We start from the raw sequence: 26,092 nt of genomic DNA on the forward strand, positions 1-26,092 counted from the left end.
TGTTCTGCGAAATAGGTCACATCTTACGAGAAGCCGGGGCGGCAAGCGATGGGCTGGGGTGGCGACCCCGCGTCACCGCCCTGTTGGCTTTCGCCGACAAAGTCGGCTCCCAAAAAACTTGCTCCCGCCCGGTGGGAGCCGACTTCGTCGGCGAAAGCCAACGAAGCGGAGACGCCGTTCCCTCACTCCTGCGGCGGCTGGGTCAACTCCCGCGCGTTCAGGAATCCATCGTGATTGCGATCCAGCTTGTGAAACTGATGGATCAGATTGCGCTGGAACTCGTCCAGGTGAACCGGGCGGGCGCCGGGGCGCATGGGGCCGTCGTTAGCATCGAGCACCCCATCGCCATTGATATCCATGCGACGGAAGCCGGCACTCATGTAATCGACGTACTCCGCTTCGCTGATCTTGCCGTCGCCGTTGGTATCCATGCGCCGCAGATACTCGGCGGGTGTACCGGGTAGTGCCTGCGCGTGGGCCGCCGGTCCGGCGGCGGCCAGCACGAGGAAGGCGAGGACCTGGCGCTTCACGCGGGCTCTCCAGCCGGTTCGGGCCGGCGTCGCAGCACCGCCAGGGGCTGCGCCCAGGTCGCTCCGGGACGGCGTTTGCTGGTGACCAGCGTGATGTCGGACGGCTGGAACACGTTGACGTTATGCGTGGCCGGCGTGGTCAGGATGTACTGCGCGCTGGTCGATTTGAGGAACGCGCCGACCTTGTCGATGTTGAAGATGTCCAGATGCGCGAACGGTTCGTCGATGAAGACGAAACCGCCGGGACGATCTTCGTCGCGCATCAGTGCAACCAGCAGAAGCAGGGACTTCATGACCTGCTGTCCGCCGGATGCCTCGCCGTCGTCCATGCCAATCCAGCCCTTTTTGTCGAACTCGAAACGCACATTTAGCGCGGCGGAGGCAAGCGCGAGATCGTCGTTGCTGAGTTCGGGCAGGTCGACCTCGACGCCGATACCGGCAAGCTCCGCCAGCACCTTGAGGTTCTTCGCGTAACGACGCACGGTATTGCGCAACACCTGGATATAGGCACCGCGCGCTTCGGTCGTGATGCGCGAGGCGCGTTCCAGATGGACGCGACGGCGTTCCAGGTCGTGTTTCAGACCGTCGTGGTCGGCACCGAGTTTGTCGCGCAAGGGGACGCAGCTTGCATCGGTTTCCCAGTGCCCTTCGGCGAGACGGCGTTCGATGCGCTCGATCTCACGACGCACGGCGGCGGGAGATTCGTAGCGTTCGCGCAGGGTGCCCATGGCGGTGGGCGTGCGATGTTCGATGCGCACGTGGCCGCGACGGGCACGCATGGCTTTCAGACGTTCTATCTGTTCGGTGCGGCCATGTGCGTACATGCGCACGCTATCCGCCAGCTGGTTCTGGACCTGACGATGCTCTCGCGACTCGTTGTCGCGTGAGCGCGAATTGTTGACGCGTCGCTCGCGTACGGCTTCGTAATGCGCCTCGGTGGCCGAATAGCTGTCCGCGCAGCGCTGCATGTCCTCGCGAAGACCGGACTGTTGCGCATGCGCCTCGGCGAATTCGTCCGCGCGATCGGCAAGCTGGCCGCTGGCATTCGCGCCGCGAAGCACGCCCTCGGCGTCGCCTGCCTTGCGCTGCCACTCCTTGCGCGCTTCCGCGAAGTCGCGCAGTTGTTTCTCGATGTGTTGCAGACGTGCTTCGCCATCGCCGAGCTGACGCTCGCGTGCCGCGGCGCCGAAATACACGTCGTCGACGCCAAGATGGCGACCGCCGCGTCGTTCGCGGAAATAGCCTTGTGGCGTAATCCAGTCCTGGTCGCGTGCGACTTTCGCGCCATCCGCGATATCGTCCACGCGACGGATGCGATCGAGCTGGCGCAGCAGCCATTCGGGCGCGGCGGCGGAGAAGTCGACGACTTCGAGCAGCGATCCGCGCGTGACGTTGCTGGCGGCGGGGGCGCGATCGGCAACGACGAAGTGCTTGTAACGGTGGCTTTCGCCAAGCGCCCAGGCTTTCTCGCGATCGCGGGGATCGTCCAGCAGGACGACATGGCGGTAGCCCGCGAGTACGGCCTCCACGGCGGCCTGCCAGCGCGGCTCGACGATTTCGACGATCTCGCTGAGCATGCTGTGCCGGATACCGGCGTCGTCCAGCGCGCGGCGGAACGATTGCTCGAACTCGGGCGTATAACGACGTCCGCTGCGCCACGCCGCGAGCTGCGATGTCAGCGTCGTCAGTTCGGTGCGCAGGCGATTCTCGTCCGTCTGCAGCATGGCCAGTTTCGCGCGGGCTTCCACGAGCACGTCGGCGAGGTATTCGTGATCGGCGCCACCCTGGGCGGCGACCTGTTCGCGCAGGCGCGTTTCCTGCCGGAGCAGGAGATCGTTTTCGGTAAGCGCGGCGCGAGCCTCGTCGAGACTTTTCCTCGCGGCCTGACGTGCCTGATCGGCGGTGTTCTGTTCCGCGCGCAGTGTCTGTTCGGCGAGATCGAGCTCGCCGAGTTTCGCCTCGATGTCGCGATCGCGCCGTTCCAGTTCGTCGCGTTTGCGCTTCAGGCCGATCAGTTGCGGGCGCGCGCCACGGATACCGGCATGCAGTTCGGCGAATTCGGTACGCGGAAGAACGTCCGACACCAGATCCACGCGTTCGCGTTTGATCGCATGCCATTCCTGGAAGGAACGCGTGCGTCCGTCGACTTCTTGCAGGCTGACACCGATCAGCGAGAGTTGGTGTTCGAGGTCGTGCTGTTCGCGATCGGCCTCGAACTGTTCGTTGCGCGCGCGTTGATAGTCTTCGAGGACAGCTTTATCGCCGAAGACATCGAAGACCAGGTCGAGCAACGCCTTCGGCGGCATCTGGCAGAGCTTGTCCGTGGCGCCCTGTTCGAGCGTGAGCACGCGACGGATGGCCTGGGACAGTCCCGCGCCTTCCAGGCGCACGCGGTATTCGCGAAGGCCCAGCCAGTCGCCGCGCGCTTCGATCTCGTCGATGCTTACGTCGCCGCCCAGTACGGCGTACTGCCGCTGCCATTCGCCACCCTTTTTCTGGATGCGGCAGGCGAGGGTGACCTCGCGATCCATCAGCGGAAAGAATGGCCGCTCGCCGCTGGGGCCCGGCGTATTGCCCACGCGTGCGCGCAGCCAGGCGAACGGTTTACCGTTGTGGCGCAGATAGCTCTTGTAGTCGCGGTTGCCCGCACAGTCGATGGTGAGCAGCGTGCGCAGCGCATCGAGCAGGGTCGTCTTGCCGGAGCCGTTGGGACCGACGACGGTCACGATATTGGTGTCGAGCGGAAGACTGAAGCGCTGCCAGTAATCCCAGTGGACGACTTCCAGACTGCGGATATCAAACATCGCTGGTCTCCTCGTCGGAGGGCTCGTTCATATCGTCCATGTCGTCCAGTTCGTCGGCCGCATCGTCGTTCTCCGCTTCGCGCGACGTCGTGTTCGCCAGCAGGTCGCCCAGTGCGCCGTCGAGAATGCGTCGCGCGGTGCGGTCGTAGTCGAAGGCGAGGTCGAGCAGCGGGCCTTCCGATACTTCGCCCTTGCGGCGAACGACGAAGCCGAGGCGCGCGAGCATGCCGAGGTTCACGTTGATACGCATCTTGCCGCCGAGTTTTTCGCCGAAGTCGGCAAGCAGCGTGCGTTCGGCGATGACCGGCGCCATGGCCGGTTCGCGCGGAATCGGTTTGCCTTCCGCGAACATCTGCGTCTGCGAGGCGTCGGCTTCCGCCTTCTGCCGCTCGATCTGGCGTTGCCGCTTGGGCAGCACGATCAATGCCCAGATCACGACGAGCAGGGCGATCGCATCGCGGTCCAGCTGCAAGGTATTCGATATCCAGCTGTCGCTGCCACCGAACACGGCGCGTTCGCTGCCGCGTGCGACGGCGAGGCCGATATAGGCCGCGTAAGGATGCTCGCGCAGTTCCAGTCCGACCGACGCGAGGCGCCGGTCGAGTTCTTCGCGGAAGCCGTCGTCCAGCAGGGCGCGGCGCGCCTGTACGTCTTCTCGCGGCAGCCAGCGCTGCGCCAGCAGGCGCGTGACCAGGGTGGCGGTTTCGTCATGCATCGGTCTTGTTTCCGTTAGGCGCGCGCGGGACGAGGCGTCCGACGCTGACCAGTGCGATCCGGGGAAGATCGACATCGATGAAGGTGGGTTCGATTTCGAGCGCGAGCGGCAGGCGTGCGAGATCCGCCGTACCGCCTTCCAGTGCGGCCGATTCGGGATCGCCCAGCAGGCCGAGCAGCGAAAGGCGATAGGCGCTCAGCGCGTAGTCGTCGCCGATCAGCGTCGATTCGAGAGTCGTAGGTTCGCCAATGGCGGCCAGCTGGGTATGCCAGGATTCCAGATGGCGAAGATCGTCCTCGTCCATCGGCAGGTCGGCGGTGTCCGGTGTGGTTTCGGCGTCGGGCAATGCGGTGATTTCGGCCGCGACGCGTTCGCGTTCCAGCAGCTCGAACTCGGCGACGTCGAGCGCGATCTGGTCGTGCACGAAAGGCGCGGGCAGCGGCATCAACAGCTGCTCGTCCGCATGCGCGATCAACCCGTCGACATCGAGAGAGCGCAGCCAGCCGACCAGATCCGACGACGACAGGCCCGTGCGCCCCAGGTGCACGCGATGCTGGTCGATTTTGTTGAGTTCACGCTGGAACGTGCCGGCTTGTCGCAGTAGTGCGCTCTGCGCGCGACCGACCGCCTGCGCAAGCCGGTGCGCGGCGGGATCGATATCGTCTAGCTCGCCGATACGCGCCACGATTTCCGTACCTTTCTCGACCCACGTCCACACCGAGTCGAGACGGTCCGCCGCACGGCGGATGCGATGCTCGGAACCCGACAGGACGGCGCGATCGAAGTCGTCCTTCAGTTCGGACAGACGCGATAGCAGATGCCCGAGTTCGTCGACCGAAATACGCCCGACCGCCTGACCGGCGGCCAGCTGCGCGGTGAGATAGCCGAGGCCATCGTCGTCGTCGCGTTCGAATTCCAGCATAGTGGCCAGCGACGCAAGCGCTTTGCGACCAAGTGGTCCGATGCGATAGCGCAGCGTTTCACTGTCCCAGACGAGAAGTTCGTGGTCCTTCAGGCGCTGAACCACGGTGTCGAGTTTTACGGGATCGACGAACGCGAGGTTGTCGCGGATTTCCTGCGGCGTCCATTCCGGTGCGTGCGAACGGCCGCCCAGGGTGCGCAGCACCAGCAGACGCAAAAGCACCTGCGCTTCGCCACCGTGGAACAGTGCGCTGAATGCGCGCAGCAACGAGCGGCCGCGCAGCAGCGGGAAGACGCTGGGCAGGTCTTCGGCGACGATGCCGTCGCGGAAGAGATCCTGCAGACGTTCGTCGTTAGTCGGTAAGTCGGTCGTCTCGGCCAAGGTCAGCGACGGTCGACGCCGACGAAGCGGAGGAACTCGCCGCGCGTCCGGGGATCTTCGCGGAAACTGCCGAGCATCTGGCTGGTGACCATTGACACGCCGCGCTTGTGCACGCCACGCGTGGTCATGCATTCGTGGCTGGCGTCGATGACCACGCCGACACCGCGGGGACGCAGCGTTTCGTCGATGCAGTGGGCGATCTGCGCCGTCAGTTTTTCCTGCACCTGGAAACGGCGCGCGAATCCGTCGACCACGCGTGCGAGCTTGCTGATGCCCACGACGCGGTCGGTCGGGATGTAACCGACGTGCGCGCGACCGACGATCGGCGCCATGTGGTGTTCGCAGTGGCTCTCGAATTCGATGTCGCGCAGCACGACCATCTCGTCGTAACCGGCCACTTCCTCGAAGGTGCGGCGCAGGTATTCGGCCGGGTCGACGGCGTAACCGTTGAACCAGTCGCTATAGGCCTTCACGACCCGCTTCGGGGTGTCCAGCAAACCTTCGCGGGAGGGGTCTTCGCCGGCCCATACCAGCAGGGTGCGAACCGCTTCTTCGGCCTGCTCGCGGGTCACGCTGCCCGGCTTGGCGTCGTCGCTCATCGAGGCATTCCTCAAGGCAAATAAACATCGATTGTACCCGGCGAACCGGGGATTTGGGCCGAGGGATGCTCTGAACCCGTCACGCTGGAACGGGGGTGGGGGATGGGTAGTGGGGGCGTGCTTCCGACGATGGCCTGAGGGAACGACAAGCTCCGCGCAGGGGTTACTTCCGCCGGACGATACCCGCACCCTCAGCCGATCGCCGGATCGACGCCCCCACTACCCACCCCCCACCCCCGCCCTTAGGTAGCCTCGCCGGGCCCTGCGTCGATATCGGCCGCCGTATCGTCGTCCAGGCCCGGAAGCAGTTCCAGCACAGCCTGGGTCTCGTCGGTGGCCAGCGATTCCACGCCGCGCAGGTGTTTTTCGATCTTGCGCGTACGGACACCCGCGCTGGTAATGCTGTTGCGCACCGAGTCCAGTTGCTTGCCGGTCCGTTCCAGGACCGTACCGAACTTGCCGAACTCCGTCTTCACCGCGGCCAGGACCTTCCAGACCTCGCTCGAGCGCTTCTGGATAGCCAGGGTCTGGAAGCCCATCTGCAGGCTGTTGAGCAGCGCCGTCAGCGTCGTGGGACCGGCAATGGTGACGCGATAGTCGCGTTGCAGCAGGTCGGACAGGCCCGGCCTGCGGATCGCCTCGGCGTAGAGTCCTTCGGTCGGCAGGAACAGGATCGCGAAATCGGTGGTGTGCGGCGGCGCGACGTACTTGGTCCGGATGCGCTTGGCTTCCTCGCGCAGGCGCAGTTCCAGCGCTTTGCCCGCGATCAGCGCACCTTCGGCGTCCGCGGCATCCTGGGCGTCGAGCAGGCGCTGGTAATCCTCGATCGGATACTTCGCGTCGATGGGCAGCCAGACCGGCTCGCCTTCTTCCGCGCCGGGCAGGCGGATGGCGTATTCCACGCGCTCGGACGAGCCGGGGATGGTAGCCACGTTGGCGGCGTACTGCTCGGCGACCAGGATCTGTTCCAGCAAGGCGCCCAGCTGTACTTCGCCGAAGGTGCCGCGTGTTTTGACGTTGGTCAGGACGCGCTTCAGGTCGCCAACGCCGGCCGCCAGCGTCTGCATCTCGCCGAGGCCGCGCTGCACGGCTTCCAGGCGTTCGGATACCAGCTGGAAGGACTGGCCAAGGCGGGTTTCCAGCGTCGTCTGCAGCTTTTCGTCGACGGTGGCGCGCATCTGCTCCAGCTTCGCCGAATTGTCCTGCTGGATGGCCGCCAGACGGGTTTCCAGCGTGGTGCGCATGTCGCCGAGGCGCTTTTCGTTCTCGGCGCCGAGAACGGCGAAGCGGTTGTCCAGCGACTCCCCGAAATGCTTCAGCGTCAGCGCGGATTCCTCGCGGGTCTTGCGCGAATCGTCGGCCAGTCCCTGGCGGAGGGATTGCAGTCCGGTGTCCGTGCGTTCGGTCAGCTGGTCCAGCCGGCGTCCGAAACCTTCGATGCGTTCCTGCTGTTGCTGCGACATGGCGCCCAGCTGTTCCTGCATATGTCCGCGGAACTGGCCGAAGGTCTGGCCGAGTTCGCCGCGTCCGGCGCGTTGTTCGTCACGCAGCGCGGCTTCCAGTCGCCGGTTGTCGTCGCGCATGGCGTCCAGCCGCTCGCCCAGGCCGGCGTCGGCACGGCCGCGCGATAGCAGCGCGATCAGCAGGCCGAGACAACCAAGGCCAATGACGAGGATGGCGGCGAGCAGGAGGGAGGTAAGGGGCATGGGGTAGTCCGGGTGGCTGGTGCACAGTTTACCCGGTGAGGTCTCAGGCGCTGCGATCAGGGCCTGGCCGAGGCGCCCCAGTCGTCCGGGCCGAAACCCAGGTGCAATACGGCGCGTTCGGTGTCGTCGGTCGGTGGGCGGTATTCCAGGTTCGTGCAACCCAGCGCCCGCTGGCGTTTTGCCGCAAGAGTCAGCGCTTTCGCCATCTGCGTGCCGTAGGCGGTCTTGCCCGGTTGGGTGCGTAGCATGGCGCGGAAGCCATCCTGGCTCACGCCGTCGGGCATGTCGGCGGGCAACGTCTGGCCTGCCGGCAACAGTTGCAGGTCGAACTGGCGACCGCAGGTGCCCACGCTGACGATATCCAGGCCGTCGGCGATGTCGTGCACGAAGCCATCCGCGATCTCCGCAAGCGAATCGACCGCTTCCACCGTGGTGCTGAGACGCACCTTCAGGAAATAAAGCTTCCGGTAGAACAGATACGTTCGCGAGGTGAGCATGTCTTCCTGGGCATCGAACACCAGCGGCAGGAAGAGGCCGGCCAGCTTTGCGCCATCGTGCAGGACGACGGTGTAGGGCACTTCCTCGCCCCACCAGATGTTCTTGTAGATCGATTGTCGTTCGGCGTATGCGATCGACTCGCGGAAGTCTTCCGACGCCTGCTTCAGCATCCGCGCGGTATCGCCCTGGCCCGCCGGATAAACGAAGACATCGGCGACGATCCAGTCGGCACCTTCGATGTGATAACGCAGGGAGACACCGGCGGCGATGTCGCCTTCGTCGGCATAGTTTTTTATCGCGGCCAGCGTGGCGTGCGCCAGGTGCCGCGGCGCGATGACCCAGCTGTCGTCGACGACGCCTTTGTGCGCCGTCGCATCGGGAAGGGCAAAGGGTGGCGTGACCGGTACCTGTCCGGCATAGGCGTCCACGCCCGCCGCGCAGAGCATCCCGACTACCACGAGCCGCCACATCGATCGCCGCATATCACTCCAGCCCCTGCACGTTCATCCACCTGTCGACGAGCGTGTCGGCGGATGATTTCTTCGTCGTGCCCGCAGTGTGTGCCGGCGGGCGATCAAGACCCGGTGAACGATTCGTCAGTCGACCCGGCAGAAGATTGCCTTGAGGTAACGACCTTCCGGCACCGTGCTGGCGACCGGATGATCGGCACCCGCGCCGGCGCTTTGCAGGATCTGGATCTCGCGCCCGGCGTTGAGCGAGACGCGGCGGATCATTTCGACGAAATCGCTTTCGCTGACCAGGCCGGTGCACGAGCAGGTCAGGAGGATGCCGCCGGGAGCGACGACGTCCAGCGCCGTACGGTTCATGGCGAAATATTTCTTCAGCGCCGCGACGACCTGGTTGCGGTCGCGCGTGAGCTTGGGCGGGTCGAGCACGACGGCATCGTATGTTTCGCCGCGCGCGATGGCCGCGCGCAGCCATTCGAAGACATCGCCCTGTTCGAACGTCGCTTCCACGCCGTTAAGTGCGGCGTTGGCACGTGCGACTTCCAGAATGGCGGCATCGGCATCGACACCGATGGCTTCGCGAGCGCCGGCCGCCATGGCGTGCACGGCGAATCCGCCGGCATTGCAGCACAGGTCGAGCACGCGCCGGCCGCGCGCCAGTTCGGCGAAGCGGCGGCGGTTATCGCGCTGGTCGGCGAAGAAACCGGTTTTGTGCCCGAGACCGGGTGCCGCCTGGAAGCGCAGGCCGTGTTCGTGGACTTCGACGACATCGGGTGCTTCGCCCGAGCGCACGTCGAACGATTCTTGCCGCTGGACGTGCTGTTCGGCGAACCAGTAGAGCGAGCTGCCCGGGAAGTGGCGCAGCAGTTCGGCGTGGATGGTGTCGCGGAAGCGCCACATGCCGGCGGCGAAATACTCGACGACGAGGTGATTGGCGTAGCGGTCGACGACCAGGCCCGACAGGCCGTCGCCTTCGCTGTGCACCACGCGCCAGGCGTCGCTTTGTTCGTCCAGGCGCAGCGCCGTGCGGCGCAGGTCGACCGCGCGCGCGATCCGCGCCGCGATCCATGCCTCGTCGACCGCCTCGTCGACATTCGTGGTCAGCACGCGCAGCGCGACGCGCGCATGGCCGTTCCAGAAGCCACGACCGACGAAACCGCCCTTCGCATGCACGATATCGACGACGCTGCCGGGCGGCAGTTTGTCGTCGGGTTTTACGATCTGCGCGGACCAGACCCAGGGATGGCCAGGGGCGCGGTCGGTTTTAAGGCGAATGGTGGGGCGGGGGGCGGGGGTGTTCATGGGGGGAATTGTAGCGGGTGGGGCAGGTTATCGTCGGCGTTCAAAGAAACCTCACCGGCGTCCCTGCGCAGGCAGGGACCCAGGGCCTCGGTTTTCGTGAGGGATTTAACGCTGACGTATTCGCTTTCAAGAGCGTGAACGAGCGTTGTCGCCAAAACCGTTTGCACCGCACTGGGCCCCTGCCTGCGCAGGGGCGACGAGCTGCGTTGAAGGGGTCTATTTTTAACGGCTGAACCGCAAAATCAACCACGACACCAACGCCAGCAGATTCACGCCGATGTGCGAGACCGACGGGCCGCCGAAGGCCAGCAGCCAACCGTGCGTGGCGATGGACCAGTCGAAACCCAGTCGCGGCGATGACTGCAGGGTCAGGAAGAGATTGGCGAAGGCGCCGCTGCTGAATGCGTAGCTGACCAGTGGCGTGGCGAGCAGGGGTGTTTGCAGGAACTGCGCCCATATCGACAGGCGCTCGCCGAGCGCGTCGCCGGCGATAAGCAGCACGCCCGCAACCAGTACGAACGCGAAAGCGAGCAGGCCAAGGACGGCCACGATGGCATTGAGGCCGCCGGCGCCGAGGACGCGATGAAGCAGGGCCACCAGTCCGAACAGGCCGCCGGCGATTTCGAAGACACCGATAATGCGAAAGAGCAACGAACGCATGAACACTCCGGAAAGCGAAAGAGGAAATCAGCCGAGTTCGTCGGCCAGGTCGTGAAGGTCGGCGATGTGCTGTTCCCACCAGCGCCCTTCGGCGGCGAACGGGAACGCGGCGGGGAAAGCCGGATCATGCCAGCGTTCGGCAATCCACCCCGCATAGTGAACCTGACGCATGGCCCGTAGCGCGGGAATCAGCGCGAGTTCGGCCGGATCGAAATCGCGGAACTGCCCATAGCCTTCGAGCAGGGCATCCATGGCGCGCTCGTCGCCGGCCAGCATCCACAGGTCCTGCACGGCCGGCCCGGTGCGCGCGTCGTCCAGATCGACGAAATGCGGGCCATCGTCCGTCCAGAGGACGTTGCCCGGATGGCAATCGCCGTGCAGACGGATACGCGCGACGGGGCCAATGGCGTCCACACGCGCGTCGATCGCATGGCTCACCCGTTCGGCCGCCCGGCGGTAAGCATCGTGCAGATGCACAGGCAACAGTGTCGAAGCCAGCGCCGCATGGACCGGTGTCGTCACCATGGTGCTCCGGTCCAGCACGCCGCGGGCGGCGAAACGTCCGCGCGCGCCGACGGCGTGCATGCGCGCCAGCAGACGGCCGAGCCAGGTCAGCTGATCGGGCGATTCCAGCGACGGCGCCCGTCCGCCGCGTCGCGGATACAGCGCGTAACGAAATCCTGCGTGGCGCAGCAGCGTGCGTCCGTCGAACGCCAGCGGCGCGACCATGGGGAGTTCGGCGTCGGCCAGTTCGCGCGCGAACGTGTGTTCTTCCTCGATAGCCTCGTCGGACCAGCGACCCGGGCGATAGAACTTGGCCACCATGAAACCGCCGTCTTCCAGTCCGATCTGGAAGACGCGGTTCTCGTAACTGTTGAGCGTCAGCAGCCTGCCGTCGGTCCACGGGCCCGCGGCTTCGACGGCGGAAAGTACGACATCGGGCGAGAGCGTCGCGTAGGGTGCCTCGAGGGTCACGCGCGCAGGCTCGCCGGTGCGCCGCCGCGCGCCGCGATCACGGCCATGGTCAGGCGGGACAGGCAGACCAGCGCGCCTTCTTCGTTCTCGATCCGGATTTCCCACACCTGCGTGCTGCGACCCAGGTGCACGGCACGCGCGGTGCCGGTGACGATGCCCGCCGTCACGCCGCGAATGTGATTGGCATTGATATCGAGGCCAACGGCCAGTTCTTTTTCGATGTCCAGCGTCAGCAGCGCCGCGCTGCTGCCGAGCGTTTCCGCCAGCACCACCGACGCGCCGCCATGCAGCAGGCCGAATGGCTGCCGCGTGCGGTTGTCCACGGGCATCGTGCCGCGCAGCCAGTCGTCGCCCACTTCGGTAAAGCGGATGTCGAGCGTCTGCATCATCGTGTTGGCGCTCCACGCATTGATGCGCGAAAGCTCCACGGGCTGTTTCCAGATCGACATGCGGGACTCCAGGAGATGTATCCGGACAAGTCTACGACCTTGTTCCGGGGACGAAGCGCCATCATTGTCGTTGGACTGTCCCAGCCTCCACAATGCGCACGTGCCCACCGTTACCCTGAAATCGTCCGGACGCCGGTTCGACGCCGCCGTCGACGAAACCGTGCTCGAAGCCGCCCAGCGCGCCGGTATCGCCTTGCCGTACTCGTGCCGTGGCGGGGTCTGCGGCAGTTGCAAGGCCACGCTGGTCGAAGGCGAATGCGCCTATCCGCGCAATCCGCCGGTGGCCCTGAATGCCGTGGCGCGAAGCCATCATGCGGTGTTGCTCTGCCAGGCGGTGCCCTGTGGGGACCTGGTCATCGAGGCACGTGAAATCGCCTCGGTCGAGGATATTCCCCGCCGCCGCGTCGAGGTCGAGGTCATCGAGCGCAGCACGCTGGCGCCCGATGTCGTGGGCGTATGGTTGCGTCCGACCGACGGAGGGCGTCTCAACTGGCTTCCGGGACAGTATCTGGACGTCGTGCTGGAAGACGGCAAACACCGTCCGTTCTCCATCGCCGGATGCCCGCGCGCCGATGGCGCCATCGAACTGCATGTCCGGCATGTCGCGGGTGGCGGCTTCACGTCATGGGTTTACGAATCGCTGCGCGTGGGCGATCGCCTGACCATCGAAGCGCCACTCGGGACGTTCGTGCCGCGCGAGGATTCCGAGCTCCCGATGATTTTCATGGCGGGCGGGACCGGTTTCGCACCGGTCAAGGCCATCGTCGAGCACTTCATCGCGCTCGGCACGCGCCGGCCGATCGAAATTTATTGGGGCGCGCGGACAGCAGCCGATATCTATCTTCGCGAACTGGCGGAGCGCTGGGCCGCAGAGACGGCGACGCTGCGTTTTATACCCGTGGTTTCGGATGCGACGGAGGCCGCCCGCAGCGGCATGCGCGAGGGCCTGGTGCACGAAGCGCTGCTCGAAGACCATCCCGACCTGGGATCGTACGACGTCTATATGAGCGGCCCGCCCGCGATGATCGCCGCGGGCAAGGGGCTATTCCTCGACGCGAACCTGCCCGAGGAGCGGCTGTACTTCGATTCGTTCGATTACGCGCCCGACGTGCTGGACTGCATCCTGCAGGGCCGGGCGGGGATTCACGGCTGGTGAGAGGCGGTTATTTTTTGCCCTTGGCTACCGGGAACTGGGCGGTTTGCCAGGCGTAAACACCGCCGTCGAGCACGTAGACCTTCTGGAAACCGGCCTTGATCAGGCGATTGGCGGCTTTGGCCACGCCGCGGCCGTCCTTGTCGACGACGACGACCGGAAGATCCTTCGCCTTCGAGAGATCCTTGTTGGTCTCCGGATCGAACTGGCTGGGCGCTACGTGACGAGAGTTCGGGATATGGGCTTTCTCGTAGTCCGCATAGCTCGACAGGTCGATGACCAGCGCGTTTTCGCGGTTGATCAGCTGCGTGAGGCCCGCGGGCGTGATCGTCTTCCACTTGCGGAACAGGCGGCCCACTTCGCCGGCGATGAGCGCCACGAGGATGATCGCGAAGAGCAGGGCGAGCATCATGTGGTTGCCCACGAATTCGGGCAGCTTGTGCAGTACGTCGTTCATTGCTTCGGTCCGTGGACGCACGCGCCCTGAGAGGTAAACGCGCGATTATAACGGCTTATTGCGGGTTGACGTTCGGTAGCCCCGACATCAGCCACCAGCGGTTCTTTTCGGCGTCGTAATGCCAGATCTGCTTGTCGACGATCATGCGCTCGGCCTGGGTGTTGATATTGGTCAGGCCGATCTGCACGACCTGGGTGGCTTCGTTTTCGCCGCTGGGGGTCGGGCCGGAACCGTCGTCGTAAGCCGTGACGCGAAGCTGTGCATAACGGGATGCCTCCAGCGAGGTCATGGGGTGCTCTTCGCGGTACTTCGGGTCGACGAACTGCTCGGCGGTCTGGAAGTCGCCCCAACGGACCGTGGACCCATAGCGGTTCAGCGTCGCCGTGAGGCCGTCGCTGCGCTTGGCTGAGGTACAACCGGCCAGAAGAACGAGCACAGCGGCAAGGAGCAGGAGCGAAAAGCGGGGCATGGAGAATCCTCTCGGTGGTCGCGCGGATTCTGCCCGATTGCGCGCTGTTATGCCTTACGGCGCTTGGCGACGAAGATGGCATCCAGGCTGGCCCGGGGTTTGGCCTCGCCCGGTATGAAGCAGCGGAAAGCCGCGCGGGCCCTGCCGCGGGCGTCCAGCATGGCGAAGAAGGCATCCCAGCTGGCGCCGACGGCGAGCGAGGCCTCGGCACGCAGGTCTTCCCAGACGGGCGCCAGGTAGCGGACGGTCGATTCGCCGACGAACACGTCGCAGTCGTCGCCGCGCTTGCGCAACGCCATTTCCACGAGTGCCCAGCAGGCAAGCGTCATCACGCTGGCGAGGCTGCCGCCGAACGCGCAGCCCTTGTCGTTGATATTGGGCCCCAGCGGCGCCGTCATGATCAGGCGATCGCCGTCGAAGGACTCGATCGAGAGATTCATGGCGCGGGCAAGGGGAATACCGTCAAGGATGAAGCTCTCAAGATCGGCGATTGCGGCTGTGCGTACATTCATAAGCCGCCGAGTCTGACCGAGCGACAGCGACTCAGGCAAGCCGGGGTAGACTTATGCCCGTTCCACCGATGCATGGAGAGCCCTGTGAAACCCGGTCGCTCGCTGCAAAACATCACCGTCGTGGTCACCCGGCCCGCAGGTACGGCAAGCCCGCTCGCGCGGCGCATCCGCCACCTGGGCGGGGTGCCGGTGACGGTGCCGGGGCTCACGTTGCGGGCCATCGAGGACTCGATTCCCGTGGCGGCCGCGCTCGGCCGGGCCCTTACCGGGGACATCGTGGTGTTCACCAGCCCCGCCGCGGTGCGGTTCGCCGCGGCCATCGCGCCCCTGACGACCACGGCGACGGTGATCGCCGTGGGCTTCGGCACGGCCAACGCGCTGCGGCTGGCCGGCCTGCCGGACGCCATCTGCCCGGACCGGTCGCAGGACAGCGAAGGCGTGCTGGCCTTGCCGGAGCTGGCCGATGTGACCGGCCGGCGGGTGGCGCTGATCGGCGCACCCGGCGGCCGCGGGTTGCTTCGCGCGCAACTGGCGGCGCGCGGCGCGGACCTCGACGAAGTGCACGTCTACCATCGTGGCGCGCCGCGCCTGGACGGTCGGCACATCGACCCGCTGCTGAAACTCACGCGGCGCTCCATGGTGCTGCTTTCCAGCGCCGAGGCGCTGGGCCACTTGCAGCGCGCGCTGGTGCCTTCCGCATGGCGCAAACTCGTGGCCGCCGTTGCGGTGGTCAGCAGCGAACGGATGCGCGAAGCCGCGTCCGCGGCGGGCTTCGAACGCATTACCGTGGCGCGTTCCGCCCGGCCGGCCGACCTGGTCGACGCCGCGGCCCGATTCGATTTCACCCATCCTGAACGTGTGTGAATGGCCTTTCCACCTTGCCTGATAGCATGAGCCGATGACGACCGACCCCTCTTCGACCGACACCGTTCCGGCATCGCCGGCCCCCGACGCGGCACCTCGTGCGACGCCCGCGCCGCAACGATCCGTGGTCCCCGCTCCCCGTCGCGGCGGCGGCACGCTGGCTGTTGCCATCCTGTTTGCCCTGGTCGCCCTCGGCGCGGCGGGCTACGCCGGTTACCGGGTCTGGCAACTGGAACAGCGGGAGGTCGAAAAGACCGGCACTGTCGAAGCGCTGAAAGCGCAGGTCGGCAGTTTGTCGTCTTCGGTCACCGCGCTGAGCGAGGAACGCGCCGTTCTGCGTCAGCGCATGGGCGATGCGGACTCGGTAAACCGTTCGCTGCGCGAGGAAGTGCTTGGTGTTTCGGAGCGCACGCGCAATCTCGAAGACGCCGTTGCCAACCTGTCCGAGCAGAGCCTGTCCGGGCACGACGCCATGCTGCTCGACGAAGCCGAATCCCTGTTGCGTATGGCCAAGGAGCGCTTCGCGCTGTTCGGCGACGCATCGGGTGCGCTGTCCGCCTATGAGCTGGCCGACAAGACGCTGGCGGGTGTGAACGATGGGGCTTTCTCCGGTGTGCGGCAGAGCCTGGGCGCCGAACGCGAAGCGCTCGCGGCCATTCGCCCGGCCACGCGGGAGCACGATCTGGAAACGCTGGCGGCACTGCGCGCGCAGTTATCCGAGCTGGCGCTGAAACCGCTGGACAGTGCGCGTCCGACCGGCGAGTCGGTGAGTTTCTGGCAGCGCGCCGGGCAGGCCCTCGGGTCGGTAGTCAGCGTGCGTCGCGATGATGCCGCACCGCTCGCGGCAGCCGATGGCCGGATCGCGCGCGAACTGGCGATGCTGGACATCGCCCATGCCGAAGCCGCGATTCTGGCGTACGACGATGCCGCGCGTACGTCGGCGCTGAAGCGTGTCGACGACACGCTGGCCAGCCAGTTCGATCCGGCGTCGCCCGCCGTCCGCGATGCCCGCGCCCGTGTTTCGGCGCTGATGACGGCGCAGGCCACGGGGCCGGCGCCGCAGCTCGGTGGCGCGCTCGCGGAACTGCGTAATCTGCGCGCCGTCCATGCGCTGAAGCCGGCCAAGCCCGCTGCCGCCGTGCCGGCCGCCCCGTCTTCCCCCGCCCACGCGACTACCGCGGGTGAACCTGCGAAGGTCACGCCATGAAGCCCTGGCGCTGGATTCTGGGACTGATCCTGATCGCGGCGCTCGCCGCGTTCGGCTGGCACTGGGTCGCGGCGGATCCCGGTTACGTTCTCATTCGCCTGCGCGGCTGGACGGTCGAAACCACCGTCGTCGCGGCGCTGGTTATCCTGCTGCTCGCGTGGGCGGTCGTGGGTGCCGTCGTACGGCTGGTTCGCTGGCCGTTCGGCGCCATGAACCGTCGCCATCGCCGCCTCAGCCGTCGCCGGCTGGCGGACGGACTCGTTCTGTTGATCGAGGGCCGCCATGGCGAGGCCGAGCGCGATCTGCATCGTGCGGCGCGTTATCCGTCGGTCCGTGGGCCAGCGCTGCTCGCCGCCGCCGAAGCGGCCGAAAGGCATGGCGAAACGGCGCGTGCACTGGAAACACTGGATCAGGCCGCGCAGGAAACGCCGCGCGCCGCGCGCCTTCTTCGCGCCCGCCTGCTTCGTCGCAGCGGCCGTGCGGCCGAAGCCCTGTCGTTGCTGGCGCCCGAAGCGGACAACGGCACGCTGACACCGGCGGGATGGATCGAGTTCGTCGAAGCCTCCCTGGCCACGAGCGACGCCCGCGGTGCGAGCCGCGCGCTGGATCCCCTGCAAAAAAGCGGTGAGCTTGGCAGCCGTGCCTTCGCCGAGCTCGAAGGCCGCGTCATCGTCGCCCAGATCGCCGCGGCACCCGACGGTGCCACTCTGGCCAGTCTGTGGGCGCAATTGCCGAAGGGGCAGCGTCGCCTGCCTGTCGCGATCGATGCGTATGCCCGCCAGGCGGCACGGTTCGGTCAGACCATGGCGGCGATGGACGAACTGGAATCGTCGCTTCGCCGCGAATGGTCTCCCGTGCTGATCGCCACTTACGGAAGCCTTGGCGCGGAAGATATCGAGACGCGCCTGCGCCGTGCCGAGGCATGGGTCGACACGCACCCGAACGATCCCGCGTTGCTCACGGCGCTTGGCCGCATGTGCGTGCGCGTGCGTCTTTGGGGTAAGGCCAGACCGTATCTGGAACGAGCCCTGGCGATCGAGCCTGGCGCCGCCGCGTGGGAAGCGCTGGGCGACGTCTACGTGGGCGAAGGCAATCCGGAAATCGCACAGCGTTGCTATCGCAATGCGCTGGCGCTGGCGCTGGCCCGCGGCGACGCGACCGAGGCCCTGCCGGAAAACCGCGCCGTGCGTATCGATACGCGGGTGACGGCGGTCGAAGAGCGGGATCAGCATGGGGTGCCGCGACTTTCGCCCTGATGGGGGATGCCGCTCCACCGCTCTGTAGGTTTCGCGCGCAGGCGCGCCCCCACAGAAAACAGGTTGTGCAGGTGCTCTCTGCGGAGTGCGCCCGCGCGCGGGCCTACGGAGCGAAGACGCAATTCCCTAGCCGATCCAGCCCAGATTTAACCAAAGCTGGTTGCGCAGGTGCTCTCTGTGGGAGCGCGCCTGCGCGCGAAACCTACGGAGCGAAGATGCAGCTCCCTGACCCATCCAGCCCAGGTTAAATTCAAGCAGGCTGCGCCGTGCCCTCCGGGGGAGTGCGCTTGCGCGAAAACCAACGAAGCGAAGACGTGGCTCCCTACGCAATCCAGCCCAAATTAATTCACGCAGATTTTTGAGAATTTTCGCCTTCTCCGCACGGTGCGATCCGACAACAATGGAGTCCTTCAAGGAGCAGCGCTTGCGCCGCAATGAAGCCCCCCACATGGACGTGGACCTCTTTCGTAACGTCCCCGTGTTGTGGCGCTTCTAACCTTCAGGCGATTCGTAAACGCGACTGACACGCGGTGACGCCAGCAGTGCCGAGGGCAACAGATAGTCGCCGGGTTCGAGCAGCGGAAGATTCAGGTGCTGGAACCGCACGTCCAGATCCACGCCGTTCTCGCGATAGGCCTGCCAGACCAGCTGCGTGCAGTACGTGCCTCCACCGGCTATGCGGAAGGGCGTGCCCAGACGGGTCTCGGTCCATGCCGCGGCGGCCTCACGCTGCGTCGGCGTTGCCACGATCCTCGCAATGACGATGCGACGCGCATGCTGGCGCGACCGGAATTCGTCCAGGGAATCCTCAACGACTCCGTCATTGCGGTCCGTTCGCTCGGCGGGCACGGCATGAACGACTCGCCAGTGGCCGGCGGAACCGACCAGCATGCCCACGTGGCTGTATTCGCCCGTATCGATAGCGCGCACAGCGTCGCTGACGGGCTCGCTGCCCTGACGGAAGACGAGGTCGCCCACCTCGAGATGACTTGCAACGTCGTCGGGCAGGGCAATCATGCCGGTCGCATGGACCGGCACGAGATACCGCCACGTCATCGATGCCACCACGGCGATGATGGCCGCGGCGCGGACGACGTGGCGCGTACGCATCAGCGCAGCTTGACCTTCCAGCTGCCGTCTTCGCGAACGAGGTGCAGCGTGTCTTTCTTCTGGGTGCCGTCGCCGAGTTTGAGCGTTACCGCGACGTTCGCGGTGGTGTCGGTCGGGTTCTCGACGTTGTCGACGTCGACGGATTTCAGTCCCTTCGCGCCGGCGATACGTGCCTGCATTTCGCCGACGATCATCGTGACCTTGCCGCGAGCGGCACTCATCTCGGTATCTTTCACGTCGCTATAGGAAAACATGTCGATGGCTTTGTCGGTCTTTCCATCGGCGATATAACCGTAGAAATCCTTCGCGGCGCGCTCCGGCGTACCGGCGCCGCATGCCGCGAGCAGCAACGCGATCGAAAGCAGGCATGCGGTGACGGAAACTTTCAGGTACTTCATGTACATCGCTCCTTGTATGTGTTCTTTCCTGGCCACCGGCCTGAACTGACCGGTGTCGTAGCATCTGATTGGGACACTCTTCGGCGGAAGGGGGGCACGAGTTGCGTTGTCGGTCGCGTTCCCCCTGACCCCATGGGCCTTGCGCCGGCGGAGTTTACCCGACGGAGACGGCCCAGGTAATGACAGCGGCGGCCACGACGGTTACCAGCAGAGCGACGAGAAAAATAGCGTCCGCAGCGCGCTCTATCCTATGCGAGCGCGCAATCCGCTTGGTCCGCAGCGACCAGTAGGAAAGAAAGCAGGACGTCAGGTAGAGCATGGCGTCCGCCGCAAGAAGGTCGTCGGCGATGGTGTCGGTGCCCCGCAGGCTGATCACGACCCGGATGATGCCGATCACCGTCAGGCATACGCCGACCATGCCGGCGGAGGCCGTGAAGATATGCACGCAGAGATCTTCGTCGAGGTTTCTTCGTTCGTTGGCGCTGCGCTCGTCCTTGCGAATGCTCTGGGCCATAGGGGTTCTCTCTCTAAATCACCGTGAGATTCGCGTAAGCGTAGACGAGCCACTTGCTGCCCGCGTCTTCGAAGTTCACCTGGATGCGCATGTGCGTGCCGCTGCCTTCCGCGCTGACGACCGTACCTTCCCCGAACTTCGGATGGCTGACGCGCTGACCGAGTTTTACCGGCAACGCTTCGTCGATAGGCGCGACTTCCGCGAATCGACCGCCATAAGCGGGACGGCTGACCTGTACGCGCGGACGCAGTTCGTCGATCAGCTCCGGTGGAATTTCGCCGAGGAAGCGCGACGGGCGGGCCAGCATTTCGGTGCCGTGCATGCGGCGGGATTCCGCATGGGTCAGGAACAGGCGCTGGCGCGCACGCGTGATGCCTACGTAGGCGAGCCGGCGTTCTTCTTCCAGCCGGTTGTCTTCCTCCGTCGAACGCTGGCTCGGGAACAGGCCCTCTTCCATGCCGACGAGGAAGACGATGGGAAATTCCAGGCCTTTCGCCGAATGCAGCGTCATCAGCTGCACGCAGTCGTCCCATGCCTCGCCTTGTCCCTCGCCGGACTCCAGCGCGGCGTGCGAGAGGAAAGCGGGCAGTTCGGTCAGGCCGGCGTCGATGTCGTCCGGGGTCATCTCGAAGCGGCTGGCGACGTTGACCAGTTCATCCAGGTTTTCGACGCGGGCCTCGCCATTACCGCGGCGGTCGTTCTCGTAGAAATCTCGTAGGCCCGTGTGCACGATGGCGTGCTCGATCTGCTCGGCCAGATTGAGTGCCGTCGGCGTTTCCTCGTCGCCTCTGGCGCGGCCGGCAAACGTACGTGCCAGATCGTCGATCAGCGCGACGAATGCCTTGATCGCGTTCTTCGCACGGCCGGCCAGCGCGCCGAACCCGATTTCCGCCAGCGAGGCTTCCCACATGGACGTATTGTCGGTGCGCGCACGGCGACGCAGTTCGTCGAGCGTGCGATCGCCGATGCCGCGTGGCGGCGTATTGACCGCGCGCTCGTACGCCGCGTCGTCGTGACGGTTGGCCGCCAGCCGCAGATAGGCCAGCGCGTCCTTGATTTCGGCGCGGTCGAAGAAGCGCTGCCCGCCGTAGACGCGATAGGGCAGGTCGCGCTGGATCAGCTGTTCTTCGAAGTTGCGCGACTGCGCGTTCGAGCGATACAGGATGGCGCAGTCGCGCGCGTGTCCGTGCTCCGCGATGTGTTCGCGGATGCGTTCGATGACGAAGCGCGCTTCGTCCTGTTCGTTGTACGCGGCGTACAGGGCGATGCGATCGCCTTCCTCGCCGTCGGTCCACAGCTGCTTGCCCAGACGGCCGCCGTTGCGCGCGATGACGTGGTTGGCGGCTTTCAGGATCGTGGACGTCGAACGGTAGTTCTGCTCCAGACGGATGGTTTTCGCGCCGGGGAAATCGAGCAGGAACTGCTGCACGTTCTCGACCTTCGCGCCGCGCCAGCCGTAGATCGCCTGATCGTCGTCGCCGACCACGAAGACCTGGCCGGTGCTGCCGGCCAGTACGCGAATCCATGCGTACTGAAGCGTGTTGGTGTCCTGGAATTCGTCGATCAGCAGGTAGCGCCAGCGCTCGCGATAGTGGGCGAGTACCTGGGGGTCTTTCAGCCAGAGTTCGTGCGCGCGCAGCAGCAGTTCCGCGAAATCGACCAGGCCGGCGCGACGGCAGGCTTCTTCGTAGGCCTTGTAGATTTCGACGAAGGTGCGCGTGACCGGGTGGTCGCGATGTTCGATCGCGTCCGGGCGCCTCCCTTCGTCTTTCCAGTTGTTGATCTGCCAACTGGCCTGGCGCGGAGGAAAGCGGGCTTCGTCCAGGCCCATGCCGGCGATTACGCGTTTGATAAGCCGTTGCTGGTCGTCGGAGTCGAGGATCTGGAAACCTTCGACCAGGCCGGCCTCGCGCCAGTGCCTGCGCAGAAGTCGGTGGGCGATGCCGTGGAAGGTGCCCACGGTCAGGCCTTGCGTGCCGCCGGGAATCAGTCCGTCCACGCGCGCGCGCATTTCGCCGGCTGCCTTGTTGGTGAAGGTCACCGCAAGGATGGACCACGGCGGCGCACGTTCGACCTGGGTCAGCCAGCCGATGCGATTGGTGAGGACGCGTGTTTTGCCTGAGCCGGCACCCGCGAGCACGAGGTAATGCCCCGGCGGCGCGCTGACGGCTTCGCGCTGGGCATCGTTGAGAGAGTCGAGCAGATAGGAAACATCCATCTCCGGGATTGTACCGGAGGCATCGACGCCGGCTTCGTACGGAAGCCGGCGTCGGAGCGCTTAGTTCTTGCGGACGAAGCCGCCGACGGCGACGATGCCGCCGATGACGATGCCCGCGATCCCGACCCATTGCGGTATGGCTTTGTCGTGCGTGGCGGTGATCTTCGCCGAGCCGATCTGGGCCAGGGTATCCGTGGCGCTGTAGCTGCCATTGCCGACAACAACCCAGATGCCGGCGGCGAGGATGATGAGACCGATAACGATGAGTCCGATGCGCATGAGGGCTCCTTGACGATTTGCCGCCGGGGAGCATGGCGTCACATAGGTGAAGCCTTTGTGGGAATGCGGCGCCGTGCAAAAAGTTCTTCACGACTTTTCGGGGAAGGCTCGGCTTTGCCATCGCTTTCGCCGTCGCGCTCGGACGCTTCGCGGAGAGCCGTCGGCCACCTCAAGCCGCGCGTGACGCAGGACCGGTGGTGACCGCGTCCGGTCCCGCTCCCTCACGTGCTCGGCTCGCGCTCTGTCCTCAGCAAACCGCAGTCGACGGTGCCGTGGCCGGGTTGGCCCTTGGGGCCGCCTTAGCCGAGGGCCGCGATCACCCACTGACGTAGCGAAGTGGCACTACGGCCCGCTCCCGCAGGGACGGCGCCGAAGGCCCCAAGGGCCAACCCGGTCGCGGCTTCCACGACGCACGAACGTGAGCCGACGAAGACGCGAGCCGCCCAGCAGCTGTCCTCGACAAAGAGCGACGAGCCGCACGGGATCGTCTCGCAGTGCGCGAAAAAACCAAAAAAAAGCCCCGAAAGCCAGGGGAGCCTTCGGGGCCGCGGGCGACGAAACCCAGGGGTGAGGTTCGTCGTCCTGAGGCGGCTTCAGGGAGGTGAAGCCAACCGATGGGACGTCGTTGCGACATCCGAGGGATTAGAGAGCGAGGGTGGTCAAAAGTTGCACAGTCGCCCACAAAAAAAGTCAGCCGGCATTCATGGGCTGAACAATCAAGCAGATAGGCGGCCCGGATACCGAAACCGCATAGCGGCAGCCTCCGGGCGCAACGAAATCTTTACGTCTGGACCCCGGCCGTCAGTGAGCTTCGTCCCAGTTCTTGCCCACGCCGATGTCCACCACCAGCGGAACGTGAAGTTCCGCGGCGCCCGACATGCGTTCCCGGACGCCTGCACGTACTTCCTCTACGGCGTCGGCACGCACCTCGAAGACGAGTTCATCGTGCACCTGCATCAGCATGCGGACGTCGTCGCGGGGTTCGATCCATGAAGCGACGGCGATCATCGCCCGCTTGATGATGTCGGCGGCGGTGCCTTGCATGGGCGCATTGACGGCGGCGCGCTCGGCACCGGCCCGGTGTGCCTGGTTTCGCGACGTCAGGTTTTCGAGATAGAGCCGTCGACCGAACAGGGTTTCCACATAGCCGTCGCGATGGGCCTGGTCGCGGGTAGCGTCCATAAAGGCGCGTACGCCCGGGTAACGGGAAAAGTAGCGGCCCATGTAATCGGAGGCTTCGCCGCGGTCGACGCCCAGCTGACGTGCGAGACCGAAGGCGCTCATGCCGTACATCAGGCCGAAGTTGATCGCCTTGGCCGCGCGCCGCTGGTCGGTGCTGACGTCTTCGGGTGCGACGCCGAACACTTCCGCCGCCGTGGCGCGATGCACGTCGCCACCCTCGCGGAAGGCGCGCATCAACCCTTCGTCGCCGGAGAGGTGCGCCATGATGCGTAGTTCGATCTGCGAATAGTCGGCGGCCATCACCACCCAGCCCTCGGGTGCGACGAACGCCTGGCGGATGCGGCGACCTTCTTCGGTACGTACCGGAATGTTCTGCAGGTTCGGGTCGGACGAACTGATGCGGCCGGTCGCCACTGCGCCCTGGTGGTAGCTGGTATGCACACGACCCGTACGCGGATTCACGATACCGGCGAGCTTGTCGGTATACGTCGAGCGTAGCTTTGCCAGACCGCGATACTCAAGCAGGATGCGCGGCAGTTCGTGCGCATCCGCGATGGCTTCCATCGCTTCTTCGTTGGTCGACGGCTGGCCGGTCGGCGTTTTCACCTTTACCGGCAGTTTCAGTTCGTCGAACAGCACGGCCTGCAATTGCTTGGGCGAATCGAGGTTGAACGGATGCCCGGCGCTGGCATATGCCTTCTGCTGGAGTTCGACCATGCGCTTGCCGAGATGCTGGCTCTGCTTGCGCAGTTCGTCCGCATCGATGAGCACGCCGCGACGTTCCATGGCGGCGAGCACCGGAACGAGTGGAATCTCGATGTCTTCGTATACCGAGCGAAGTTTCGGCTCGGCCTGCAGCTTCGGCCATAGCGCATGGTGCAGGCGCAGGGTGATGTCGGCATCTTCGGCGGCGTAGCGGCATGCGGTGTCGCAGTCGACCTGCGAAAACGGAATCTGCTTTGCGCCCTTGCCGGCGACCTGTTCGTACTTGATCGTGGTGTAGCCGAGATAGCGGGCCGCCAGCGAATCCATGTCGTGGCGCGTCGCGGTCGCGTTGTATACGTAGGATTCGAGCATGGAGTCGTGGCGCAGCCCGCGCACCGCGATATCGTAGTGCGACAGGATATTGATGTCGTACTTGCCGTGCTGGCCGACTTTGGGACGCTCCGGATCTTCGAAAATGGGCTTCAGCATCGCGAGTACTTCGTCGCGATCGAGCTGCTTCGGCGCGCCCGGATAGTCGTGCCGGAGCGGTATGTATGCCGCCTTGCCTACCTCGACGCTGAGCGAAAGCCCGACAATTTCCGCCTGCATCGCATCGATGCTGGTCGTTTCGGTGTCGAACGCTATCAGGTCCGCGGTTTCCAGTTTTTCGAGCCATGCGGCGAAGCGGTCCATTGTCATGACCAGCTCATACTCGCCCTCACCGGCGAGCGATCCTTCGGCTGGCGCGGCCGGTCTGGCCGCTGCCGCCGCAACAGAGGGTGAGGGCGCCGTCGCCGTGGTCGTGGGGGCGCTGTCCAGGTCGTTCAGTGCGGCCTTGAAACCGTAGCGCGCGTAAAGCTCGCGCAATGTATCGACATCGCGATCGCGCATCGTCAGGTCGGTCGGTCCCCGATCGAGCGGGACATTGGTGCGAATCGTGACCAGCTCGCGCGATAGCGGCAGGCGCGGAATGGCCGCACGCAGGTTTTCGCCGATCTTGCCGCCGATCTTGTCGGCATGGACGATCAACTGGTCCAGGTCCGGGTATTCGGCAAGCCATTTCGCCGCCGTCTTCGGGCCGCATTTCTCAACGCCGGGAACGTTGTCGACGCTGTCGCCCATCAGGCTCAGGAAATCGACGATCTGCTCCGGGCGCACGCCGAATTTCGAGACCACGCCGTCGATGTCCATCGTGGTGTTGGTCATCGTGTTGATAAGAACGATGTGCCGGTTGACCAACTGCGCGAAATCTTTGTCGCCCGTGGAAATGATCACGTCGATACCTTTCGCGGCGGCCTGCACGGCCAGCGTGCCGATGACGTCGTCCGCTTCGACGCCCGGGACGCACAGAATCGGAAAGCCGAGCGCGCCGACGATCTTCATCATCGGTTCGATCTGCGCGCGCAGATCGTCGGGCATCGACGGTCGGTTGGCCTTGTATTCGGGGTAAAGATCGTCGCGGAACGTCCGTCCCGGCGCATCGCAGACGAACGCGACGTAGTCCGAACCGGCCTTCATCGTGGTGCGCAACATATTGACGATGCCGAACAGCGCGCCGGTCGGCTCGCCTTCCGGGTTCGTCAGCGGCGGCAGCGCGTGGAACGCGCGATACAGATACGAGGATCCGTCGATCAGGGTAAGCGTTGGCATGAGGGAGATTGTCGCATGGGATTGAGAGCGGGGATGGGGGGTGGGAAGTGGGGGCGCGTTTCCGGCGAGCGATTGAGGGGGCGGGTATTGCCCGGCGGATGCAACGTCCG

General features: G+C 65.4%; 24 protein-coding genes. 4 read left to right on the forward strand and 20 right to left on the reverse strand.

The annotated features are described in order from the left end of the window. Nucleotides 1-182: 182 nt before the first annotated feature. The 11 genes from AC3IR3_RS02435 to AC3IR3_RS02485 form a co-directional block, all read right to left on the reverse strand. The gene (locus AC3IR3_RS02435; RefSeq protein ID WP_489197004.1) at nucleotides 183-503 is read right to left on the reverse strand and encodes an EF-hand domain-containing protein; all 321 of its coding nucleotides are present in this window, start codon (nucleotides 501-503) and stop codon (nucleotides 183-185) included. A 23-nt stretch (nucleotides 504-526) separates the two neighbouring features. Beyond that, the gene (locus tag AC3IR3_RS02440; RefSeq protein ID WP_489195453.1) at nucleotides 527-3,334 is read right to left on the reverse strand and encodes an AAA family ATPase; all 2,808 of its coding nucleotides are present in this window, start codon (nucleotides 3,332-3,334) and stop codon (nucleotides 527-529) included. Next, nucleotides 3,327-4,049 carry a hypothetical protein gene (locus AC3IR3_RS02445; protein WP_489195454.1) on the reverse strand — a complete coding sequence of 241 codons (723 nt, stop codon included), beginning with the start codon at nucleotides 4,047-4,049 and terminating at the stop codon, nucleotides 3,327-3,329. Before AC3IR3_RS02445 ends, AC3IR3_RS02440 begins: the two co-directional genes overlap by 8 nt. Next, complete coding sequence (locus AC3IR3_RS02450; RefSeq protein ID WP_489195455.1) at nucleotides 4,042-5,352, reverse strand: hypothetical protein; 1,311 nt, start codon at nucleotides 5,350-5,352, stop codon at nucleotides 4,042-4,044. Before AC3IR3_RS02450 ends, AC3IR3_RS02445 begins: the two co-directional genes overlap by 8 nt. 2 nt (nucleotides 5,353-5,354) lie before the next feature. Next, nucleotides 5,355-5,951, reverse strand: coding sequence for a GTP cyclohydrolase I FolE (folE, locus tag AC3IR3_RS02455; protein ID WP_132142289.1), 597 nt, complete (start codon nucleotides 5,949-5,951; stop codon nucleotides 5,355-5,357). Nucleotides 5,952-6,193: 242 nt separating this feature from the next. Further along, on the reverse strand, nucleotides 6,194-7,657 hold the full coding sequence (locus tag AC3IR3_RS02460) for a DNA recombination protein RmuC (RefSeq protein WP_489195456.1): 1,464 nt from the start codon (nucleotides 7,655-7,657) through the stop codon (nucleotides 6,194-6,196). 56 nt (nucleotides 7,658-7,713) lie between these two features. Next, complete coding sequence (locus AC3IR3_RS02465; protein WP_489195457.1) at nucleotides 7,714-8,637, reverse strand: hypothetical protein; 924 nt, start codon at nucleotides 8,635-8,637, stop codon at nucleotides 7,714-7,716. A 114-nt stretch (nucleotides 8,638-8,751) separates the two neighbouring features. Beyond that, nucleotides 8,752-9,924, reverse strand: a complete 1,173-nt coding sequence (locus AC3IR3_RS02470) for a class I SAM-dependent rRNA methyltransferase (RefSeq protein ID WP_489195458.1) — start codon at nucleotides 9,922-9,924, stop codon at nucleotides 8,752-8,754. 222 nt (nucleotides 9,925-10,146) lie between these two features. After that, the gene (locus tag AC3IR3_RS02475) at nucleotides 10,147-10,584 is read right to left on the reverse strand and encodes a hypothetical protein (RefSeq protein ID WP_132142285.1); all 438 of its coding nucleotides are present in this window, start codon (nucleotides 10,582-10,584) and stop codon (nucleotides 10,147-10,149) included. Between the two features lie 27 nt (nucleotides 10,585-10,611). Continuing rightward, nucleotides 10,612-11,559, reverse strand: a complete 948-nt coding sequence (locus tag AC3IR3_RS02480) for a serine/threonine protein kinase (RefSeq protein ID WP_489195459.1) — start codon at nucleotides 11,557-11,559, stop codon at nucleotides 10,612-10,614. Next, complete coding sequence (locus AC3IR3_RS02485) at nucleotides 11,556-12,008, reverse strand: hotdog fold thioesterase (RefSeq protein ID WP_132142283.1); 453 nt, start codon at nucleotides 12,006-12,008, stop codon at nucleotides 11,556-11,558. Before AC3IR3_RS02485 ends, AC3IR3_RS02480 begins: the two co-directional genes overlap by 4 nt. 100 nt (nucleotides 12,009-12,108) lie before the next feature. Between AC3IR3_RS02485 and AC3IR3_RS02490 the strand changes: the two genes are divergently transcribed. Beyond that, on the forward strand, nucleotides 12,109-13,164 hold the full coding sequence (locus AC3IR3_RS02490; protein WP_489195460.1) for a 2Fe-2S iron-sulfur cluster-binding protein: 1,056 nt from the start codon (nucleotides 12,109-12,111) through the stop codon (nucleotides 13,162-13,164). A gap of 7 nt (nucleotides 13,165-13,171) precedes the next feature. On the opposite strand, the gene AC3IR3_RS02495 is transcribed toward AC3IR3_RS02490, so the two are convergent. The 3 genes from AC3IR3_RS02495 to AC3IR3_RS02505 are packed head-to-tail and all read right to left on the reverse strand — an operon-like array spanning nucleotide 13,172 to nucleotide 14,599. Further along, entirely contained in the window at nucleotides 13,172-13,618 is a 447-nt protein-coding gene (locus AC3IR3_RS02495) for a rhodanese-like domain-containing protein (RefSeq protein WP_132142281.1), read from the reverse strand. A 55-nt stretch (nucleotides 13,619-13,673) separates the two neighbouring features. Beyond that, nucleotides 13,674-14,087: a hypothetical protein gene (locus tag AC3IR3_RS02500; protein ID WP_489195461.1), complete on the reverse strand. Its 414-nt coding sequence runs from the start codon at nucleotides 14,085-14,087 to the stop codon at nucleotides 13,674-13,676. A 47-nt stretch (nucleotides 14,088-14,134) separates the two neighbouring features. Beyond that, nucleotides 14,135-14,599: a YiiD C-terminal domain-containing protein gene (locus tag AC3IR3_RS02505; RefSeq protein WP_489195462.1), complete on the reverse strand. Its 465-nt coding sequence runs from the start codon at nucleotides 14,597-14,599 to the stop codon at nucleotides 14,135-14,137. 84 nt (nucleotides 14,600-14,683) lie between these two features. Here AC3IR3_RS02505 and AC3IR3_RS02510 point away from each other — a divergent pair, with 84 nt between their 5' ends. From AC3IR3_RS02510 to AC3IR3_RS02520, 3 genes are read left to right on the forward strand one after another with little or no spacing between them, the layout of a single operon-like run. After that, nucleotides 14,684-15,463 carry a uroporphyrinogen-III synthase gene (locus AC3IR3_RS02510; protein ID WP_489195463.1) on the forward strand — a complete coding sequence of 260 codons (780 nt, stop codon included), beginning with the start codon at nucleotides 14,684-14,686 and terminating at the stop codon, nucleotides 15,461-15,463. Between the two features lie 34 nt (nucleotides 15,464-15,497). Beyond that, nucleotides 15,498-16,670, forward strand: coding sequence for a uroporphyrinogen-III C-methyltransferase (locus AC3IR3_RS02515; RefSeq protein WP_489195464.1), 1,173 nt, complete (start codon nucleotides 15,498-15,500; stop codon nucleotides 16,668-16,670). Continuing rightward, nucleotides 16,667-17,926 (forward strand): heme biosynthesis HemY N-terminal domain-containing protein, encoded by a 1,260-nt coding sequence (locus AC3IR3_RS02520; protein WP_489195465.1) that lies wholly within the window; start codon nucleotides 16,667-16,669, stop codon nucleotides 17,924-17,926. The genes AC3IR3_RS02515 and AC3IR3_RS02520 overlap by 4 nt, the downstream gene beginning before the upstream one ends. Before the next feature lie 492 nt (nucleotides 17,927-18,418). On the opposite strand, the gene AC3IR3_RS02525 is transcribed toward AC3IR3_RS02520, so the two are convergent. The 6 genes from AC3IR3_RS02525 to polA all read right to left on the reverse strand — a co-directional run bounded on the left by AC3IR3_RS02525 (nucleotide 18,419) and on the right by polA (nucleotide 25,982). Next, entirely contained in the window at nucleotides 18,419-19,036 is a 618-nt protein-coding gene (locus AC3IR3_RS02525) for a YiiX/YebB-like N1pC/P60 family cysteine hydrolase (RefSeq protein WP_489195466.1), read from the reverse strand. Further along, nucleotides 19,036-19,434: a DUF4878 domain-containing protein gene (locus AC3IR3_RS02530; protein ID WP_489195467.1), complete on the reverse strand. Its 399-nt coding sequence runs from the start codon at nucleotides 19,432-19,434 to the stop codon at nucleotides 19,036-19,038. Before AC3IR3_RS02530 ends, AC3IR3_RS02525 begins: the two co-directional genes overlap by 1 nt. 154 nt (nucleotides 19,435-19,588) lie before the next feature. Continuing rightward, nucleotides 19,589-19,948 (reverse strand): hypothetical protein, encoded by a 360-nt coding sequence (locus tag AC3IR3_RS02535; RefSeq protein ID WP_489195468.1) that lies wholly within the window; start codon nucleotides 19,946-19,948, stop codon nucleotides 19,589-19,591. Between the two features lie 13 nt (nucleotides 19,949-19,961). Then, nucleotides 19,962-22,166 carry a DNA helicase II gene (uvrD, locus tag AC3IR3_RS02540; protein ID WP_489195469.1) on the reverse strand — a complete coding sequence of 735 codons (2,205 nt, stop codon included), beginning with the start codon at nucleotides 22,164-22,166 and terminating at the stop codon, nucleotides 19,962-19,964. Between the two features lie 60 nt (nucleotides 22,167-22,226). Then, nucleotides 22,227-22,445, reverse strand: a complete 219-nt coding sequence (locus AC3IR3_RS02545; RefSeq protein ID WP_489195470.1) for a hypothetical protein — start codon at nucleotides 22,443-22,445, stop codon at nucleotides 22,227-22,229. Between the two features lie 801 nt (nucleotides 22,446-23,246). Continuing rightward, a complete protein-coding gene (gene polA, locus AC3IR3_RS02550) occupies nucleotides 23,247-25,982 on the reverse strand; it encodes a DNA polymerase I (RefSeq protein ID WP_489195471.1) in 2,736 nt (911 codons plus the stop codon). Between the last annotated feature and the right edge of the window lie 110 nt (nucleotides 25,983-26,092).

The sequence above is a fragment of the Luteibacter sp. GL_149 genome, from assembly GCF_057834065.1.

Excerpts from the sequence above, each read along its gene's own strand:
- AC3IR3_RS02445 (WP_489195454.1), bottom strand. The coding sequence starts at position 4,049 with ATGCATGACGAAACCGCCACCCTGGTCACGCGCCTGCTGGCGCAGCGC.
- AC3IR3_RS02515 (WP_489195464.1), top strand. The coding sequence starts at position 15,498 with ATGACGACCGACCCCTCTTCGACCGACACCGTTCCGGCATCGCCGGCC.
- AC3IR3_RS02485 (WP_132142283.1), bottom strand. The coding sequence starts at position 12,008 with ATGTCGATCTGGAAACAGCCCGTGGAGCTTTCGCGCATCAATGCGTGG.
- AC3IR3_RS02545 (WP_489195470.1), bottom strand. The coding sequence starts at position 22,445 with ATGCGCATCGGACTCATCGTTATCGGTCTCATCATCCTCGCCGCCGGC.
- AC3IR3_RS02525 (WP_489195466.1), bottom strand. The coding sequence starts at position 19,036 with ATGCGTACGCGCCACGTCGTCCGCGCCGCGGCCATCATCGCCGTGGTG.
- AC3IR3_RS02520 (WP_489195465.1), top strand. The coding sequence starts at position 16,667 with ATGAAGCCCTGGCGCTGGATTCTGGGACTGATCCTGATCGCGGCGCTC.
- AC3IR3_RS02465 (WP_489195457.1), bottom strand. The coding sequence starts at position 8,637 with ATGCGGCGATCGATGTGGCGGCTCGTGGTAGTCGGGATGCTCTGCGCG.
- AC3IR3_RS02440 (WP_489195453.1), bottom strand. The coding sequence starts at position 3,334 with ATGTTTGATATCCGCAGTCTGGAAGTCGTCCACTGGGATTACTGGCAG.
- AC3IR3_RS02495 (WP_132142281.1), bottom strand. The coding sequence starts at position 13,618 with ATGAACGACGTACTGCACAAGCTGCCCGAATTCGTGGGCAACCACATG.
- AC3IR3_RS02475 (WP_132142285.1), bottom strand. The coding sequence starts at position 10,584 with ATGCGTTCGTTGCTCTTTCGCATTATCGGTGTCTTCGAAATCGCCGGC.
- uvrD (WP_489195469.1), bottom strand. The coding sequence starts at position 22,166 with ATGGATGTTTCCTATCTGCTCGACTCTCTCAACGATGCCCAGCGCGAA.
- AC3IR3_RS02535 (WP_489195468.1), bottom strand. The coding sequence starts at position 19,948 with ATGGCCCAGAGCATTCGCAAGGACGAGCGCAGCGCCAACGAACGAAGA.
- AC3IR3_RS02530 (WP_489195467.1), bottom strand. The coding sequence starts at position 19,434 with ATGAAGTACCTGAAAGTTTCCGTCACCGCATGCCTGCTTTCGATCGCG.
- AC3IR3_RS02470 (WP_489195458.1), bottom strand. The coding sequence starts at position 9,924 with ATGAACACCCCCGCCCCCCGCCCCACCATTCGCCTTAAAACCGACCGC.
- polA (WP_489195471.1), bottom strand. The coding sequence starts at position 25,982 with ATGCCAACGCTTACCCTGATCGACGGATCCTCGTATCTGTATCGCGCG.
- folE (WP_132142289.1), bottom strand. The coding sequence starts at position 5,951 with ATGAGCGACGACGCCAAGCCGGGCAGCGTGACCCGCGAGCAGGCCGAA.
- AC3IR3_RS02505 (WP_489195462.1), bottom strand. The coding sequence starts at position 14,599 with ATGAATGTACGCACAGCCGCAATCGCCGATCTTGAGAGCTTCATCCTT.
- AC3IR3_RS02500 (WP_489195461.1), bottom strand. The coding sequence starts at position 14,087 with ATGCCCCGCTTTTCGCTCCTGCTCCTTGCCGCTGTGCTCGTTCTTCTG.
- AC3IR3_RS02460 (WP_489195456.1), bottom strand. The coding sequence starts at position 7,657 with ATGCCCCTTACCTCCCTCCTGCTCGCCGCCATCCTCGTCATTGGCCTT.